Raw genomic sequence first — 17,114 nt, 5'->3', positions numbered from 1 at the left:
GAGCATGTCCCTGTGTGACAAGTAAACCCGGTGCCCTCAGGATCTGCTGTTTCTTCCATAAACGAAATATAAAGTAACGGAGGACATGATCATCAATATCACTGAATAAACCAATGTCAACGCTTTGGTATCTGCTAGCGCCTGCGCATCCGTACTGTTCTTGATGACGATTCCTAACGGCTGGTACAAAGGATGATAGAGGAACACGGTAACGTCATAATCGGCCAAAATTCCGTTGAAATTCAAGGCAAGAACAGCTAGCGTCGACGGTAGAATGATCGGCAGCAATACTTTTCTGAACGTATAGAACGGTTTGGCACCCAAATTCCTTGCAGCGTCTTCCAGATTGCTGTCCAAGCTGAAGAAGGAGGCCTTGACCATTCTCAGGGTGAAAGGAATATGGACGATGACATAGGCAATCAGAAGCATCCAGACCGTGCCAACCAGCACCGTATTCCCGATCATCAGCTTTGGCGTGTTAAAGGTTACGATCAGTCCGATTGCAATCAGCGTTGACGGCAGAATCCACGGAATCAGCAATGCGTATTCCAGGGCAAGCGCCCACTTGTTCTTATATTTATGTAAGATCCTAGACGCGGCCATCGCCAATGCGACGACAATGACCGAGGCTGCCGCGGCATATAGAATACTTACGAGATAAGGCTTGAATGCCGACATGGATGAAAACACTTGAATGTAATTATCCAACGTGAAGCTGTTCAAATTCAACGTGGCGGTCGAGATACTGGCCGCATCGGTGAACGAAAAGATGATGATCAGCACAACCGGAACGATGTAGAGAACAAACAGGCCGTAAGCCAGAATATGAGCGGCTATGTTGCCGGATTTGCTGCGGATTTTTTGTTTGACCAGCTCCGATTTGACTTTGGAGACCGACATGAAGTTGCCCTTACGTTCGAACCGGATCATCACGGTCAACAACACCAGTGTGGCCACTCCGAGAATAAGAGCCAGCAGCGCAGCCAAGTCTCTTGACGTCATGCTTCTCGAGAATGTCAGAATCATCGGCGTAATCGTCTGGAATTCCTTGCCCCCGAGGATAAGCGGCGCGGACGTCGCAGCCAGGCCGGTGAGAAAAGTCAGGATCGTCAGCGCGTAGATCGTAGGCTTCAGGACCGGAAGTACGACCCGCCATAGGATATACCCAGTAGACGCCCCCATATTTCTCGCGGCTTCCACCGTTTGGAAGTCGATTTTGCGAATCGCATTGCTAAGGAACAGAAAGTGATTGGACGTGCAGGCGAACGTCATGACGAATAGAACCGCCCAATAGCCATGAAACCATGTCGTATCAAAAGAAGGGAACAATTGAACTAAGAGCTTGGTCATAAACCCCTCTTCGCCATAGACGAATTTATAGCCGGACACCAGCACGACTCCGCTGTAAATCAGGGTCGTAAAGTAACCCAACCGCAAAATCTTCGCGCCTTTGATATCGAAATATTCCGAAATCAAAACCAGCGTAATGCCCACCACATTTACCGTAATGACAAGCGAAAAAGCGAGAATAAAGCTGTTGTATAAACTTCTCATCGCGCGTTCGGACGACAGCAGCTTCTCTGCCGCTTCCAGCGTAAATTTGCCGTCCTTAAAGAATATTTCGCCGTAAATATTCAAGTTCGGATAAATCAGAAAGGCAATGACAAACCAGACAATCAACCCGTATAAAAGGATCGAGAAAGGGTTTATGGAAGCCAGCCGGGTGCTCAGGTTCCGGGCATTCATGCTTCCCCCTCCTTCATCGGATACTGCAAAATATCGCGGGCCGGGAGGTAGATGTCTACATCGTCACCGACCTCATGATGGACGAGCGGGCTTTCTATTTCGATGATTTTTAACCGTCCGCCGCCGGCAATCTCCAATAGGTATTTGCTGTATAAACCGTAAAATTCCCGGTCTGCAATCTTGCCTTTCAGTTGGACCGTATCGATCCCCTGCAGGGGCAGCAGGCTTACCTTCTCATTGCGGATATAGGCGATATTCCCTGGCTGAACAATATCCTTCAACCGGCTGTTCTCTACCATCCGCGGATCGATCCTATTAATATCTCCTATGAAATTGCATACAAACTCGGTTTGAGATTGATTGTAAACTTCCATGGGCGTTCCCACTTGCTCCAGGACCCCATGATTGAATACGCCAATCCGATCGGACAGCGTTAACGCTTCTTCCTGGTCGTGCGTGACATAAATCGTTGTGATCCCGAATTTCTTCTGCAATTGTTTCAGCTCATTGCGCAGCTGTACCCGCAGCTTGGCGTCCAAGTTGGATAAAGGCTCGTCCAGTACCAAGATGCTCGGCTTCAAAACCAGCGCCCTGGCAATCGCAACGCGCTGCTGCTGGCCGCCGGATAGTTCCGATACTTTCTTGAACAGCTGATCATCTTTCAGATCAACCTTCCGAGCAATGTCCTTTACCTTCTGGTCCACTTCCGCCTTGGAAAACTTCTTGACACGCAAGCCAAAAGCGATATTCTCGTACACATTCATCGTCGGAAACAGCGCATAGCTTTGAAATACCATCCCGATCTCTCTTTTTTCGATCGGCAAACGGGTAATGTCGGTGTCTTTCAGCAGGATCTGTCCGCTCGTAGGCATAATAAACCCGACCAGACTGCGGAGGGTCGTCGTCTTCCCGCAACCCGAGGGACCGAGGAACGTGAAGAATTCCCCTTCCCGAATATGCAAATTAAGGTTTTTGACCGCATGAAATTCTCCGAATTTAATGTCAACGTTCTGGAATGTAATCATATTATTATCTTCCTTTTTGTTGTACTTGAATGAACGGCTGCATATTGGCGTTCCCAATATGCAGCCGGCTTGACTCCATTCCGTTATTTAGTGCATAATCTCCAACTCGATTTTCTCCGCCCACAGATCCATGTTTTCGGCAATAAAAGCCCAATCGAAATCTTGTGGTTTTAACGAAGTAAACAGCTCCTTGACGGAATCATTGGCTTGCTCGACCGCTTTTGTATTTGCCGGCATGGCATTGAACTCAGCCGCAAATTCTCCTTGAATTTCGCTGGATCCGAGCCATTCCACGAACCGCTCCGCCGTTGCCTGTTTCTTCGTTCCGTTCACGAGCGCTGCATGTTCCACGACCATCGGTACGCCGATTTCGGGACTGACAATGCCTGCTTTCACTTTATATTGCTCTTCCTTCTGCTGCAGGGTTCCGGAAACGAGCGCTCCTAGCGGCGTTTTGCCGCTGGCCAAATTGGCATAGAAGTCTTCGCCCTCGACTGCGCTGACGCCGTTGTTATACAATTGCTGAATTTCATTCCAGCCTTCCTCGGATATACCGAGATCACCATTCGGATCTTGGAAACGGGTCAGAATGCCCGCTACAATAAGACGAGGCGTATTTTGTCCAAGCAGGGTAGGGGCTTCGTACTTCCCTTTGTACGCATCGTTCTTATAAAGGTCGGTCCAGTCCTTTGGCGCGGTTTCGGCCGTGAATTCGTTCGGGTTATACCCCAGCAGAATCGCTTGCTTCACAAGGCCATGATAGTAGCCTTCCGGATCGTTCAAGCCCTGCTCTACATCTCCGGCCCAGCTTGGAACAAACTTAGCCAGAGCGTCTTCCTTTTTCAAGTTCTCATAAAGCATATTGTTCAAGCCGTAAACGACGTCCGCGATCGGGTTGTTCTTCTCGGCAATCAACCGGTTCGTCAAGTCGGCGCCGCCCGCTCCGACAATTTCGATGTCAAAGCCCGCACCTTTCGCTTTCTCAATCAGCCATTCGCCGCGGCCGTCAGAGTTCGCATTCGTGTACACGATCAGCTTTTCATTCTGGACCGGTTCCGTAGACGTCGATGCCGGCGCTCGGGACTTCGAAGTGCCCCCGGTTGCATTGCCGGCATTGTTGCCGCCTCCGCAAGCCGATACAATCACACACATAATGAGAAGTAGCGCCATTGAAAGTTTTCTCATGATCCCTTAACTCTCCTTTGATCGTGTCATGTTATTTTGTTTAAATGTTGATAATCAACCCGTCATATGCCGGCAAAATTCCGACGGGGCTGAAGATGCGGACAAAATCCTCATGAAGTAGCTTGGAATTATGGCTAAAATGTGTGACGACGATTTGGCCTTCAGGCTTAAGGATATTTTCTTTTTGGAACTCGCGCTGGACTTCCAGCACCGTTTCCACGCACATATGATTGCGGTCGCGGGAGTTCCCCGTATATCCATGCGTGCAGTCGAGGATGGCGCAATCCAGATTTTTGCCCTTTAACCATGCCCATGTCGCATCCGGGAACCAGCCCGAATCGTGCCCGTACAGCAGTTTTTTCCCTTCCTTTTCGATCACGTATAACAGACAGGTTTCCATGCGGTCATGATCCGCCAACAATGGCGTTACCCTTGCATTGCCCATAGCGAAGGTCTCAAACGGGCGCAACAGATGGAATTGATACCTTTGTCCTTCAAAGCGGCCGATGGCGGCACGCGTGTGATGCATCACCGTACCATTCCCATAAATGTGCATCGGATGCTGAAGGCCGTGCGCAATTCCTTCCCTGCGGCATTCCAAATCAACGGCATTGTAATGGTCCGAATGCGAATGCGTGACCAACAGGTGCTCGATTGCTCCCAGATCGATATTGTCCCGCAGCGCCTGCATATAGGAATCCGGGGAATAGTCAAACTTGATGACATCGTCCAGGATGGCGGAAGTTCGCGTGCGGATATTTTTTCCCCCAAGCTCCCGCGCTTTGTTACAATGCTCGCAGCGGCAAAATGCATTGGGAAAGCCCTCTGCGGCTGCAGTTCCTAGAAAGTGAATTTTCAAAGTCATGTCTCCTTGCCACTGTAGTGATCCATTTTACGTCCTGGAATGAACGGATTGTCGTTCTACAATCGATGTTTGAATTTTAATGGTGATTGGATTCTCGTTGGAGTTGCCAACGCGCTTCATCAGCAAATCAACGGCCGATCGGGCAAGCTTCTCGGTATCTTGTCGAACCGTCGTAAGCGGGGTCGGGATATATGCCGCTAACTGAATATCGGAGAACCCGACGATGGACAGCTTTTCAGGAACCGGAATCCCCATTTGCAGTGCGGTGTGAATGGTCGAGATGGCGACATGGTCATCCCCGCACATGATGGCCGTCATCCGGGGGTTGTCCTGAATAAACCGCTCCTGTTCCGGATCGCACTCATTAATGCGGCTGGTATCGCAAGCGACGCTTCGAAAATGAATGTTCTGGATCTTCACCGGAATTTTATGGTCTAGCAGCGCTTGGATATAGCCTTGATACCGTTCCTTCCGGCTTGTGATATTGTCGATCGGATTCGAAGTGTATCCGACTTCCCGGTGCCCCTTCTCGATCAAATACTTCGTCATTTGATAAGAGCCCATATAGTGGTCGTGATACACGCAATCGATCTCCACTTCATGGAAAATACGATCGATGATCACCAGCGGCAGTTTGCGCAACTTTAGTCGCAGCACCTGATCGCTGCAGGTCTTCCGCCCCTGAGGAAACAGAATGATACCGGTGATCCCTCCTTCGGCCAGCCTTTCCAGACAAAGATCCTCATCGTCGCAGTCCTTCGTCATTTTTAAAATGAGGTCGCACCCGTGCTTTCGCACTTCAGCCTCGGCGGCGGCGATGATTCTGGAAGTGTAATCAGATAGATGGGGCATAATGAGTGCGATCTGTCCGAACGGCCTGTCCACGTTAGGCGCCGCCTCGGTGATCTGGGGAGAAGTTCCTCCATCGGCCATCAATCCTTCTAGCGGCTGGGCAAGGAAGGTCCCTCTCCGGGGCAGGCGGTACACCAGTCCCTGCTCTGCCAGCTTTTGAAGCGCCAGCTTGCTTGTCATTCGACTCACGCCGAACAGCTTGGCAAGCTCTCCTTCGGATGGAACAGGATCATGCGGCCGCAGCCTACGACTTTGAATAATCTCGATTACCTGATCCGCCACCCGGTGATATAATTGATTCTGTTTAATCAAACGTACATCTTTCATCAAATTATCCCTCTAATCGTTGAGTCGACTCGTAATCCGCAAGGGATCTAATTTAAACTTAATGAATGTCACTGACATATTCAATGATATATTTGTAAAAGTCTTGTAAATTCTATGTTAAATCACAATACTGCGGTCCTGAATCAAAAATTATATATCAGTGATATATTAATTCGCTTCATATGTTTGCTTTCAAGGTACCCTACACCATGCAAGCTATTGCCATTTCCCCGATCAACAAAAGAAAAACCTGCCGGTTAGGTAGGTTTTTTAGAGCTTGATTCTATCGATTCAGGGAAATGTTTGTAGCCTGCCTTATCTTCTATACCTTTTGAGGACTGCTCTAGAGCACTCCATTTAGTGACTCGAACTCATAGTGTTTCAGCCCATTCTCTAACTCTCCTCCATTATTTGCTCAATCCATTCAACATCCGTAAGGTATGATCATGGGAGTTCTTCGTCTTTAACACATGATTATCGACCAGAAAATCGAGCCTATGAAATACGCTACGAATCGAAAAATTGGTCTAAAGTCACTTTTCTACAAAATAATTGCCGTCAAAAGAAAAAAGCCGCAAAAGATATGCGGCCATCCATGTCTATATGTACGTAAGCATCGTGATTTTCTATTGCTTGTTTTCTTTTGCATGTAGGCTTTCTTCAGCAACCTGCGCTAGCTCCTCAGCTTTGATACTAATCTCATGGATCGTTGTAGAGAATTCCTGAATCGCCCTTGACTGGGTATCGGTTAGGGTGTGGATATCGGAAAAAGCATGATTCAACCGCTGCAAAAATTCCTGAATATTCTTCGTGATACCATTAATCTGGTCCACATTCTCTTTGGAGCTTGTCGCCAGCTTCCGAATCTCATCGGCAACAACCGAGAAGCCCCTTCCGACTTCCCCCGCTCTCGCCGCTTCGATAGAAGCATTAAGGCCTAACATGTTGCTCTGATCCGAAATCTCCTTAACAACGCTGGAAATCTTCCCAATCTGCTGCGCACTGGAGCTGACGTCCGTCATTTGGTTCGTTACGTCGGTCACACGTTCGGTAAGGTGAGCAATCGATTGACTGATATCTCCAATGGATGCGGTGGTCTGTTCAACAATTGCCGAAAAACTCTCGGCCATCTCAAACAGCGCATTCGCTTTTTCGAGACTTGTCCCCATGCCTACGCCGCCGATAACCCTGCCCTGTTCGTCGTGCAGTGGGATCGCGCGTGCAGCCAGCGGAAATCCAAACAGCTCTTTCGGAACGACAGCCGATAAAGCTGTATTATTCCGAATCGCATTGGTGACAATATCGCCCTCAACAAGCGGGTCCCCCGAGCTCACATTCAGCGAGAAGGTTTTGCCCGGAATATTAATGATAAGTTTCTCCGTATCATAAATGCCAATCGTGATATCATCATTCGTTAAACTTTTCAGCAATGGAGCTACCTTTACAAAGGCACTAATCAGCTCATGCTGTGTTTGCTCTTCAGTCACATTATTCATGCCTATCTCCCCCAACCCTTAATACGGGAATTTCCTTTGCCCGTAATGAACCGATATCCACTTCATGGTCGTAAATTCATCCAGGCTCCATTGCCCATTCAGACGCCCCAACCCCGACTGCTTCTCTCCGCCAAATGCTACAATGGGTTCGTCGTTAATTGTTACATCATTCACATGGATCATGCCTGTATGGACCTTCTTCGCCATTTCTACACCACGTTCAAGATTGGAGGTGTGAATAGCCCCGCTAAGGCCAAAACGTGTATCGTTGGCAATGGCAATGCCTTCCTCTTCCGTTTCGAATGGGATGATGCACACAACCGGGCCGAACAACTCCTCTTGTGCTACCTCCATATCCGGTTTGACATTGACAAGGACGGTAGGCTCCACCATTCTGCCGGTGATATTCCCTCGCACCAATGGAACTGCACCTTGCTCAATGCCCTTCTCAATCAGCTTCTGCAGTGTCTCTGCCTGCCGATGGTTGATGACGGGTCCGATAATGGTCTGCGGATCGCTCGGATCGCCTGTTGTCAGGGTAGAAACCTTCTCTTTGTATTTATCTACAAACTCCTGATAGATCGACTTCTGTACAAGAATCCGGTTGGCCGACATACAGATCTGGCCTTGATGTGTGAATCTGCTGAATGTCGCCGCTTGTACCGCGTAATGAATATCAGCATCTTCCAGGATAATGAACGCGCTGTTCCCGCCGAGCTCAAGCAGCGGCTTCTTGAAGTGCTTGACGGCCAGTTGACCAATATGGCTTCCGACCTTAGTCGAACCTGTGAAAGAAATGATTCTCGGAATCGGATGCTCAACGAACGCATCGCCAATTTCCTTAATATCTGTCACCACAACATTCAACAAGCCCTTCGGTACGCCAGCTTCTTCGAAAATCTTCCCGATCAGGGTTCCGCCCGTAATCGGCGAATCCTCATGTGGCTTCAGCACGACGCCATTGCCAGCACCCAATGCTGGGGCGACAGACTTCATGGACAAGAAGAAAGGAAAGTTAAATGGACTGATAACCCCAACCACGCCAGCCGGGATCCGATACAGGCGGTTCTCCTTGCCATCCTCTGTGGAAGGTAAAATCTTTCCCTCCATTCTAAGGGGGAACGTAGCCGCTTCCTTAATCATATTCTTCACAAGACCGATCTCGAACGCCGCCTTCAGACGCGTTCCGCCTAGCTCTTGAACAATAATGGAGGAAATGTCTTCCTCATGCGATTCAATATATTTAACGGCATTTTCAAGAATGTCTCGTTTCTGGTAAGCATTAACCTTGTCCCATTCCAGCTTAGCTTGATAGGCAGCCTGATATGCGTCATCAATGTCTGCAACGCTTGCGATTTGAAAAGCAGTAATGACTTCATCATTGTATGGATTGATGTCAGGCAGCGTTTTACCGCTCTTACCGTCTCGCCATTCCCCGGCTATGAATTGTTTTCCTAATTTCGAGTAATCCATATGAACCCTCCTGTGTCGAATAATTCCAACTGATCAATATAATTATCGACTAAATACAGGTAATTGTTAAGTGAATTTTCTTTGACCTCTCCTCCCTCCCAGGGCGATGGAGTCTATTGTACGAATCGTTCCTACCATCGCTGTTGCCCCCACATTTCTTGGAATGGTTCTGAGCAAGGACGAAATGTGGAGGCAAAGGCGAGCGCTGACGCTTGTCCGGAATCGATTCGTCCTCCGGTTTCTTACGTAAGCGGCTCTATCGAAGCGAAGCTGCGAAGGTTGTCCGCTCAAAAAACATGTACGAAAGCCCAGGGAGACAGGGAAGTCACCGTAAGCCTTAAGTATCTTCGCTACAAGCAGCAAGCAAGGGAGATCAGCCAATGATCAAAACAGAAGCCATAGCGGTGTGGGAATAACATCCTGAGCACCGCCATGGCTTTATTTGACACACTTTCTGTTTATGAGAGCCGTACGTCAAGCAACTAAATCTACTTTTGGGACGCCACGTTATTTTGCAATTAATATTCATCCAGCATACGTTAATTCACTTTCACACGGTCATCAAGGTTATACCGCTTGACGAATCCGTTCGAACAAGATGTTGTTTTCCAGATGGATATGCTCGAAGGTGTCCTTTTCAAGCATCGCCAACCGTTGATAGACCAACCGATACGTACGGCAGGCATCCGACGGAAGTTCGAAATCAGCGGTTACTTCCCGGAGCTCCTGAAGCAGTTTGCCTGCTTGAGCATGTTCATGTTCCAGTTCAGACACATGCGGCTTAAGCTCCGCTGCAGCCTGGTGGTTAGGCTCTGCAACAAATTTCAAAATGAGCGGAAATACATGCTCGTCTTCATCCTTCGTATGATCCAGCAGTTCTTTTTTCAGATCGGAGAAAAGCTCCTGCACCCGAAGAAGTTCGGGATGATGCTCCCCATGAACGCGGGCTAATTTCGTCACATACGGCGTTAAAGCAGGTAATTCATCCCGCAAGAAGGCATGATGTTTCTGCTGGATGTATTCAATCAGTTCAGATTCCTTCAGTGAAGCCGGACGGCTTTCTTGATAATCTGCAAACTTGCTCTCCACGGACCGAACCTGCTCCAAAACGGCGGCGGGTTCCAAATTGCGCTGTTTAGCCGCCTCTTCTAAAGGCACCTGCCCTCCACAACAAAAATCAATGCGCAGTGATCGGAATAAATCCGCGGTTTGCGGAATGGATGTAACGATATCGGATACCTGACTCTGAAGCGTGAATGAACTCATGTTCAAACCTCCTTAGACTAAATGCGTCTTTGTGAACTATTTCACTCTTACAACCCAAGTATATGAAACTCCTATCTTCGTATATGTGATTGCAGTCATACCAAAATCTAACACTATGTGAACGATCAGGATCGGAGAACTACGGGAGCCAAGGAAACATCTTTTTAGACTTCTTCTTTTTGATAAAAATAACAACCAGAGGAAATACTTAATCAAAATATCCAAATGCTGTGACCCCGGTTGAATTAGGAGAGGTGTAAACACAATGTCATTTTCCACATGGGCGGGTTCGAACCAACCCAACGATAGCGATAATCTTTCTGCCAATCCGAATGGGAAGAACTCAGAGGATATGGACATATCGGTGAATCTGGAAGAAACCATATCCGAAATCAAACAGGTTCTGGGTGATAGTGACGATTTTATTGTATTTGGCTTCCATGTGTTCGGGCAGCATCCGGCTGTATTGTTGTATTTCTCCGATATGACGGATCATGCCGTCATCAATAACACGATATTGAAGCCCCTCAAATATGGGCCGCGCCATATCGATGTAAATAATCTCCCGCATGATACGTTAATGCAAACCATCATGAAAGATACGCTTTATCATAGCGAGGGGTATTCGGAAAGGAAAATCTCTGTTCTGACCGACAACCTGCTAAGGGGGCAATCCGTCGTAGCCATTGAAGGGCTGGACGAGGCGATTATCATTGACACACGTCAGATCACGCAGCGCGCTATTGAGCAGCCGGCGACGGAGCAGGTCATCCGCGGAGCCAGAGAGGGATTTATAGAGTCCCTGGGGACCAATATCTCTCTACTCCGCTACCGGCTGCAAACACCGGATTTTCGCGTGAAATCCATGGAGATCGGAACGAAAACCAAATCCAAAGTTGCCATGTGTTACATGGACGGCATAACCAATCCCGGAATCATCAAAGAAGTACAAAAGCGGCTGGATGCCATTGAAATCGACGCCGTTCTGGATTCAGGTTATTTGGAGCAATTCATCGAAGACAACCATTGGTCTCCCTTTCCGCAAATCCAGTATACCGAGCGACCTGACAAAGTCGTGGCGAATCTGCTGGAAGGAAGAGTCGCCATCTTGGTCGATGGCTCCCCTCTGGCCTTGATCGCGCCTACCGTGTTTAGCCAGTTCTATCAGACCGTTGAAGATTATACCGAACGCTTCGTTCTGATGAGTGCGATCCGACTATCCCGTCTGGTTGCTCTAGTATTTTCATTGGTCTTTCCCTCACTGTATGTGGCGATTATTTCGTTCAATCCTGAGCTGATCCCCACAGAATTTGCGGTCGCCGTTGCCGGCGGGCGTGCAGGCGTACCTTTCCCTGCCATGATCGAAGTGCTTGTCATTGAAATCTCAATGGAGGTTTTAAGGGAAGCTACCATACGATTGCCGCAACAGGTAGGCGGCGCTTTATCTATTGTCGGTGTGCTCGTCATCGGCCAGGCTGCGGTAGCAGCCGGGTTCGCGAGCCCGATAACCGTCGTTATTATCGCTTTAACGACCATTGGCTCTTTTGCAACGCCGGCCTACAATGCGGCTCTGGCTCTTCGCCTGCTTCGTTTTCCGCTGATCATCTTAGCCGGTATCTTCGGTCTATATGGCGTCATGGTCGGAATCATTTTGATTACCAATCATTTATTGTCACTTAAATCGTTCGGGGTCCCATACATAAGCCCATTTGTGCCTGGCAACTTCCAAGGCATGCGGGATCTCCTGACCCGTGGGCCGTTGTGGAAGATGAAGAATCGGCCTTCCTTCCTCCATCCGATTAGCAAGACAAGAATGGGTGATCAAATGAAGGAACAGGTGGATCATTCTTCATCCCATATTATGGATCCCGTCCATCCTAACGACGAGAAAGGGCGTTAACTTATGAATGAACAGCGCCAAATCACTGTCACGCAGGCTGCTGCCGTTACAATCAGCACCATTGTTGGAGTAAGCGTTCTTGCACTTCCCTTGGCTGCGGTGAAGGCCGCGGATGCAGGAGCTCCGTTAGTCACTTTTTTGGGAATGCTCCTTGCATTTGTCGGACTTTTTTTCATGACCCGGCTTGGCATGCGGTTCCCGAATGACTCTTACATCGAGTATAGCGAGATCATCATCGGCAAATGGCTCGGAAGAATCGGAGGCCTTCTATCCATTGCATTCTTTGCCGTTTTAAGCTCTCTTGTTGCAAGGGAGTTCGGCGAGGTTGTTGTCACAGCCGTTTTGAAAAATACGCCATTGGAGGTGACTGTACTGGTCATGCTGCTCCTGGCTGCTCTTTCTTCACGCCGAAATATTATGACCTTTGCTTACATTCATTTATTTTACAGCCCCTTTATCCTGATTCCTGCGCTCTTGATCGTCGCCCTGTCGTTAAAAAACGCGGAAATCGTCAATGTTCTTCCTGTGATGGGGAATGAAATTCGAGGAATACCGGCAGGCATTATTACATTGTCCACCATGTTCCAAGGATACTTTATTATGATGATGGTCATCCCTGCCATGTGCAAACCGGAAAGAGCGATGCGCTCCAGCATATGGGCGATCCTGATCACCGGGGTGCTGTATATATTAATTGTCACGGCAACGGTTAGCGTGTTTGGGGCAGAGGAAACGAAGAAGCTGTTGTGGCCGACACTGGAGCTGGCAAAAGCAACTTCATTACCTGCCAATGTACTGGAACGTTTGGATGCGGTCTTCCTTGCTGTCTGGGTAACAGCTGTATTTACATCCTTGTTCTCTTGTTACTACTTTACGATTTACTCCATAAGCAAGTTATTCCGGTTAGCTGATCATGGGATGCTGTCCTTCTTCATCCTTCCGTTTCTGTTCGTCTTGGCCATGCTGCCCCAAAGCTTGATTCATTTTAATGAAGTGAACAGCGTGATATCCAAATTCGGACTGCTGATTACGATCATTTATCCCGGAGTACTGCTTATCATCGCCAAACTGCGCAAAAAAAGAGGGAAATCCAAATGATCGGAGAAATTTACAGCGGTTATTTGGATGTCGCCATAATGATCTGGGTGTTTTCTGGTTTGTTCAACCTGTTCATCGATACGTATAAGTATGATCAGTCGAACATGGCCAAGGAAAAAAAAGTATCTCGCGTGTTGGGCTGGATCAATATCGCGTTCGTAACGGTTTTGTTCCTGGGTATCGTCCTTGTCAAAGTCCTGGTGTGAGAGAGCATATTCACAGTTGTAGGAGGATTTCAATGAGTACAAGAATAAGCGTTAATCTAAACGTAAAATTCATGTTCGTCCTTCTTCTATCGTGCTCACTCCTGACAGGATGCTGGGATCGGATGGAGATTGAAGAGCGTGCTGTCGTTCTAGGGATATCGATCGATAGGGCTGATAAGGATGCTGAGGCACGTGAGGATGAAATATCTCATCTTCGCGGGAAATACCCTGCTCCGAAACAGGAATTAATCCAACTATCCGTTCAAATTGCGCTTCCCGGCAGAATACCGCTCGGGCCTGGTGAAGGCGGCGGTTCGGGAGAAGGTGAGCAAGAAACCGTGTGGGTGCTCGATGTTGTAGGACACACGGTCGACGACGCCATGATGAATTTACAGCAGCAAATATCAGGCAAACTGTTTTTTGGCCATCTCCGCGTCATCGTCGTATCCGAAGAGTTTGCCAGAAAAGGAATAGAGAATTTAAACGACTATCTACACCGTAATGCTGAGGTTCGCCGTATGGCCTGGTTAATGATATCGAAAGGAAAAGCAAAAAATCATATGCAAGCAGCACCGAAATTGGAGCGTGTCCCGGCGCTGTATCTAGCGTCCACATTGGACGATGCCGTAAAGCATGGCAAATTTCCGAGTAACTACATTGGGACGTTCTGGAGCAATTCCTCGAAGAAAGGTCAGGAGGGATTTCTGCCTTATATCCAAATCATGAAGGGGGAAAACGTGGAAATCAGCGGAATGGCTTTTTTTAAAGGAGCCAAAATGGTAGGTATGACAAAACCAATTGAAATTGCCGGATACCTGGTCATCAAGGGAATCAGTCCGGCAGGATACCGGGGAATTATCCATATTGGGGATGATTCCCAGGTCGTAACAATCCATGCGACGAACCGGGAATCGGAAATTAAAGTTGATATCAAGAACGGTATGCCCCATTTTACGATCACGGCGACAACGGAGATTAATATCGAAGAAAAAAACTCTGATACCATCCCGGTAGATAACTCGAAAATTCTGGAGGAAATTGCTCGCGAGAATGAGCGTTCCATTACAGAATTATTAATCGGATTAATCCAAAAGACGCAAAAAAAAGAATCCGATATATTCGGATTCGGCGAATTGGTAAGAGCCAAAGAACCATCGTATTGGAAAAACCATGTTACATCTCCAGGGCAATGGGGTGAAATCTATAAAAACGTAACCTTTGATTATCATGTGACGTCCAAAGTTCGAAGAATTGGGATGAAGGCAGAATAATGGTGCCGGTCATGGTATTCACCTTCATTTCGTCCAGGCTTCCGGGCCGACATCATGGACGGTAAGCGGAGGATTGGATCGCTGCTTGCCTGGCGCATATTCGTCTGCACCCACGTCAGGTATATAGCGGATCTGGCCATCCATGTCGTCCGCTGCAACGAATGGAGTCAGGGCAGCGTCTACGGCTGGACTATAGATGGATAATCGAATGAGGCCGTCCTTACTGCGCACCAAATGAAGCTCTTGTTTGTTCATCCCTCTGTCCACGATGGGGTTGTTAGAAATCGGTGCATTCCCCGAGAGCATATTTCCCTTGTACTCAGCCCGTTCGTGTTCGGGTGCCTGTATCACCGCATCAGTTTCCTGAAATATCGTCCCTGCATGGCTAAATATCAGATTGTTATAAATCTTAGTCCCTACCGGCTGATAGGTTCTGCCGCCCAGATGGAAAGTTGTCGTTTGGTTGCCGACATTCACGATTGTATTGTTGTAAATCTGAACGTTATACTGCCGCCAATGTCCGCGCAAAAGTTCCGTTCTTTGTTCGGCCGGCAGATCGCCAAGCCTTGCCGTTTGCTCTTGGTTTCCACCCCAACGAACGATTGGATTCGTACTGCCTTCCGGTCCGCCATCATGTGTTCCGCCATCAAGACGAATCACTTTGTCCGTAAGACCTTCCATGTAATTGTTATAGATTTTGTGATCGTTGCCGTATATCCGGAACCCGCTGCTGCCTGGTGTCACTCCATCGCCAATCAGATGGTTGCCGTAGAAGCTGTTGCGGTTTCCATGTCGCGACACAATACCGCCGTATGAATCACGAATCGTGTTGTACCGTATGATATTGTCACTGCTCTTCACCGATATCACTTCATCTTCACCGTTAAACCCGTCAAACAAATTGTACTGAACCGTAATATAACCGGAAGAGAGCGAGGTACTGGAAAGTCCAAGCCTGATGGCTTCCAACCCGTTGGTTACCCGGGGACCAATCCCGTGAAAATAGTTATGCTCAATGACGTCGTATTGCGATATATGCTGTCCACTATGCCCTTCACCATCATAAATCAGGACTGCGCCAAAGCCCTTCTTCGGACCAATATCATTATAAGCGATCCGGTTATGGCTGCTCGTTCCTTCGACTCGAATATAATGTCTGTGAGTGCCATTATCCGTAATGAGCTTTGGATCTTCAAATGGCGTTAACCCCTTATAAACTTCTCCGTTAGGGTCATACCGATCCTCACTGTACCGGCAGCTGTTCTCCAAATTAAGGAGACACCATACATATCGGTTTTGAGCTTTAAATCGGTAGGGCTGACCTGTTTCATCCAAAGCAAAGGTGTTGCCCAAAATAGAGATTCGGCTGGAGCTTTCCAGCTGAATCCCTGGATGAACCCCGGTAAGCGCCCGATGCGCCAATCCACGGTCATTCAAGGTCTGAGTTCCATTCTCATCGCCGATCCCGTTCCGGAACGTGAGTCCGCTGACTTCCACATAACTTGAATTTTCAATGTGTATATAACTATTCCCACTAATGATTGCCTTGCCGGGCTTCCCGGTAATCCGAATCGGATAGGCCGCGGAGCCGTGTTTATCCTTCACAACAAATGGACCGTTCTGCTCATAGTTCCCATCCTTCAGTTCAATCAGCGTGCCGGCCACAGCCTGATCCAGTGCCTGCTGCAATTGTTCCGCCGTGCTGACCGAGACGCGCTTCATCTCCGGAAGCTTCACATCTTCCTCCTTCCCTTCGCCAGCGTTTGGAGGAAGTGATGGTTGTGGTTCTTCCGGTGATTCACCCGGCACTTTCCCTGCGTAAAGCTCTACTTCCATGATACTGTTCCAGTTTCCCGAGCTTCCGCTGGCGTTATTGCCATATCCGATCAACCGCAAATACCTGGCCTTCACCGGATTCTGTAATATATATGTTTGCATGATACTATCTTCCGGTTTCAGTTGCCTGTTGAACTGTCGTTCAAAAACAACGGTGCCGGATTGGAAATCTTCAGTATTCGAAGCTAATATTTCAAAGCTGGACTGACGCTCTCTAGCATTCAAAAAGGCAATGTTCACATAAGTGACGGTTTGTTCCGTGCCTAGATCAAACTGCAGCCATTGACCCTGACCGGAAGCGGACCAGCGGCTTTGCTGGCTCGCCTCGTCCTCGCCCCATATCCCATCCAATACATTCCCCGGTACGTAATTCGTGCCCGGTTGGTAGCTGCTTGCCGTTACCGTGCTCTCGATCCGATTCATACTGCTGCTCCCTTCTGCATCACTCGAAGCCCCTTGGGCTTCTGAAGGCGACATCATCAGTGTACCGATCAAAAGGCTCAAGACGAGACCCATACTTATCGATCTGTGATACCGTTGGTTTAAAGCGTTTGATAACGTTTTCATA

General features: G+C 48.2%; 14 protein-coding genes. 5 read left to right on the top strand and 9 right to left on the bottom strand.

All coding sequences use genetic code 11. From position 1 onward, the window contains the following. Window positions 1-36: 36 nt before the first annotated feature. The 7 genes from MHH48_RS16505 to MHH48_RS16475 all read right to left on the bottom strand — a co-directional run bounded on the left by MHH48_RS16505 (window position 37) and on the right by MHH48_RS16475 (window position 8,969). Complete coding sequence (locus MHH48_RS16505) at window positions 37-1,746, bottom strand: iron ABC transporter permease (RefSeq protein ID WP_076323359.1); 1,710 nt, start codon at window positions 1,744-1,746, stop codon at window positions 37-39. Next, entirely contained in the window at window positions 1,743-2,771 is a 1,029-nt protein-coding gene (locus MHH48_RS16500; protein WP_076323358.1) for an ABC transporter ATP-binding protein, read from the bottom strand. Before MHH48_RS16500 ends, MHH48_RS16505 begins: the two co-directional genes overlap by 4 nt. A gap of 87 nt (window positions 2,772-2,858) precedes the next feature. Then, the gene (locus MHH48_RS16495) at window positions 2,859-3,956 is read right to left on the bottom strand and encodes an extracellular solute-binding protein (RefSeq protein ID WP_076323357.1); all 1,098 of its coding nucleotides are present in this window, start codon (window positions 3,954-3,956) and stop codon (window positions 2,859-2,861) included. Window positions 3,957-3,996: 40 nt separating this feature from the next. Next, window positions 3,997-4,815 carry an MBL fold metallo-hydrolase gene (locus tag MHH48_RS16490; RefSeq protein ID WP_076323356.1) on the bottom strand — a complete coding sequence of 273 codons (819 nt, stop codon included), beginning with the start codon at window positions 4,813-4,815 and terminating at the stop codon, window positions 3,997-3,999. Between the two features lie 33 nt (window positions 4,816-4,848). Next, window positions 4,849-6,000, bottom strand: a complete 1,152-nt coding sequence (locus tag MHH48_RS16485) for a GntR family transcriptional regulator (protein WP_076323355.1) — start codon at window positions 5,998-6,000, stop codon at window positions 4,849-4,851. A 626-nt stretch (window positions 6,001-6,626) separates the two neighbouring features. Then, window positions 6,627-7,496, bottom strand: a complete 870-nt coding sequence (locus MHH48_RS16480; protein ID WP_076323354.1) for a methyl-accepting chemotaxis protein — start codon at window positions 7,494-7,496, stop codon at window positions 6,627-6,629. An 18-nt stretch (window positions 7,497-7,514) separates the two neighbouring features. After that, a complete protein-coding gene (locus MHH48_RS16475; RefSeq protein ID WP_076323353.1) occupies window positions 7,515-8,969 on the bottom strand; it encodes an aldehyde dehydrogenase family protein in 1,455 nt (484 codons plus the stop codon). A gap of 186 nt (window positions 8,970-9,155) precedes the next feature. On the opposite strand from MHH48_RS16475, the gene MHH48_RS16470 reads away from it, so the two are divergent. Continuing rightward, window positions 9,156-9,353 (top strand): hypothetical protein, encoded by a 198-nt coding sequence (locus MHH48_RS16470; RefSeq protein WP_179090643.1) that lies wholly within the window; start codon window positions 9,156-9,158, stop codon window positions 9,351-9,353. 183 nt (window positions 9,354-9,536) lie between these two features. On the opposite strand, the gene ric is transcribed toward MHH48_RS16470, so the two are convergent. Then, window positions 9,537-10,235: an iron-sulfur cluster repair di-iron protein gene (gene ric / locus MHH48_RS16465; protein WP_076323352.1), complete on the bottom strand. Its 699-nt coding sequence runs from the start codon at window positions 10,233-10,235 to the stop codon at window positions 9,537-9,539. A gap of 265 nt (window positions 10,236-10,500) precedes the next feature. On the opposite strand from ric, the gene MHH48_RS16460 reads away from it, so the two are divergent. The 4 genes from MHH48_RS16460 to MHH48_RS16445 are packed head-to-tail and all read left to right on the top strand — an operon-like array spanning window position 10,501 to window position 14,710. Further along, entirely contained in the window at window positions 10,501-12,135 is a 1,635-nt protein-coding gene (locus tag MHH48_RS16460; RefSeq protein ID WP_076323351.1) for a spore germination protein, read from the top strand. A gap of 3 nt (window positions 12,136-12,138) precedes the next feature. Continuing rightward, window positions 12,139-13,233 (top strand): endospore germination permease, encoded by a 1,095-nt coding sequence (locus tag MHH48_RS16455; protein ID WP_076323350.1) that lies wholly within the window; start codon window positions 12,139-12,141, stop codon window positions 13,231-13,233. After that, window positions 13,230-13,439, top strand: coding sequence for a CLC_0170 family protein (locus tag MHH48_RS16450; RefSeq protein WP_076323349.1), 210 nt, complete (start codon window positions 13,230-13,232; stop codon window positions 13,437-13,439). The genes MHH48_RS16455 and MHH48_RS16450 overlap by 4 nt, the downstream gene beginning before the upstream one ends. A gap of 32 nt (window positions 13,440-13,471) precedes the next feature. After that, window positions 13,472-14,710, top strand: coding sequence for a Ger(x)C family spore germination protein (locus MHH48_RS16445; protein WP_076323348.1), 1,239 nt, complete (start codon window positions 13,472-13,474; stop codon window positions 14,708-14,710). A gap of 24 nt (window positions 14,711-14,734) precedes the next feature. Here the strand turns inward: MHH48_RS16445 and MHH48_RS16440 are convergent, their stop codons facing one another. Then, window positions 14,735-17,113: a chondroitinase-B domain-containing protein gene (locus MHH48_RS16440; protein ID WP_076323347.1), complete on the bottom strand. Its 2,379-nt coding sequence runs from the start codon at window positions 17,111-17,113 to the stop codon at window positions 14,735-14,737. Window position 17,114 lies beyond the last annotated feature (1 nt).

It is taken from the genome of Paenibacillus sp. FSL F4-0100 (assembly GCF_037993005.1).
Lineage (GTDB): Bacteria > Bacillota > Bacilli > Paenibacillales > Paenibacillaceae > Paenibacillus_AQ.
The sequence above is the reverse complement of the archived record's forward strand: the minus strand, read 5'-3'. Positions and strand labels throughout refer to the sequence as shown.

What these genes read in the sequence shown, in the direction of transcription:
- MHH48_RS16455 (WP_076323350.1), top strand. Translation starts at nt 12,139, where the DNA reads ATGAATGAACAGCGCCAAATCACTGTCACGCAGGCTGCTGCCGTTACA.
- MHH48_RS16485 (WP_076323355.1), bottom strand. Translation starts at nt 6,000, where the DNA reads ATGAAAGATGTACGTTTGATTAAACAGAATCAATTATATCACCGGGTG.
- MHH48_RS16440 (WP_076323347.1), bottom strand. Translation starts at nt 17,113, where the DNA reads ATGAAAACGTTATCAAACGCTTTAAACCAACGGTATCACAGATCGATA.
- MHH48_RS16445 (WP_076323348.1), top strand. Translation starts at nt 13,472, where the DNA reads ATGAGTACAAGAATAAGCGTTAATCTAAACGTAAAATTCATGTTCGTC.
- MHH48_RS16475 (WP_076323353.1), bottom strand. Translation starts at nt 8,969, where the DNA reads ATGGATTACTCGAAATTAGGAAAACAATTCATAGCCGGGGAATGGCGA.
- MHH48_RS16450 (WP_076323349.1), top strand. Translation starts at nt 13,230, where the DNA reads ATGATCGGAGAAATTTACAGCGGTTATTTGGATGTCGCCATAATGATC.
- MHH48_RS16480 (WP_076323354.1), bottom strand. Translation starts at nt 7,496, where the DNA reads ATGAATAATGTGACTGAAGAGCAAACACAGCATGAGCTGATTAGTGCC.
- ric (WP_076323352.1), bottom strand. Translation starts at nt 10,235, where the DNA reads ATGAGTTCATTCACGCTTCAGAGTCAGGTATCCGATATCGTTACATCC.
- MHH48_RS16460 (WP_076323351.1), top strand. Translation starts at nt 10,501, where the DNA reads ATGTCATTTTCCACATGGGCGGGTTCGAACCAACCCAACGATAGCGAT.
- MHH48_RS16500 (WP_076323358.1), bottom strand. Translation starts at nt 2,771, where the DNA reads ATGATTACATTCCAGAACGTTGACATTAAATTCGGAGAATTTCATGCG.
- MHH48_RS16505 (WP_076323359.1), bottom strand. Translation starts at nt 1,746, where the DNA reads ATGAATGCCCGGAACCTGAGCACCCGGCTGGCTTCCATAAACCCTTTC.
- MHH48_RS16495 (WP_076323357.1), bottom strand. Translation starts at nt 3,956, where the DNA reads ATGAGAAAACTTTCAATGGCGCTACTTCTCATTATGTGTGTGATTGTA.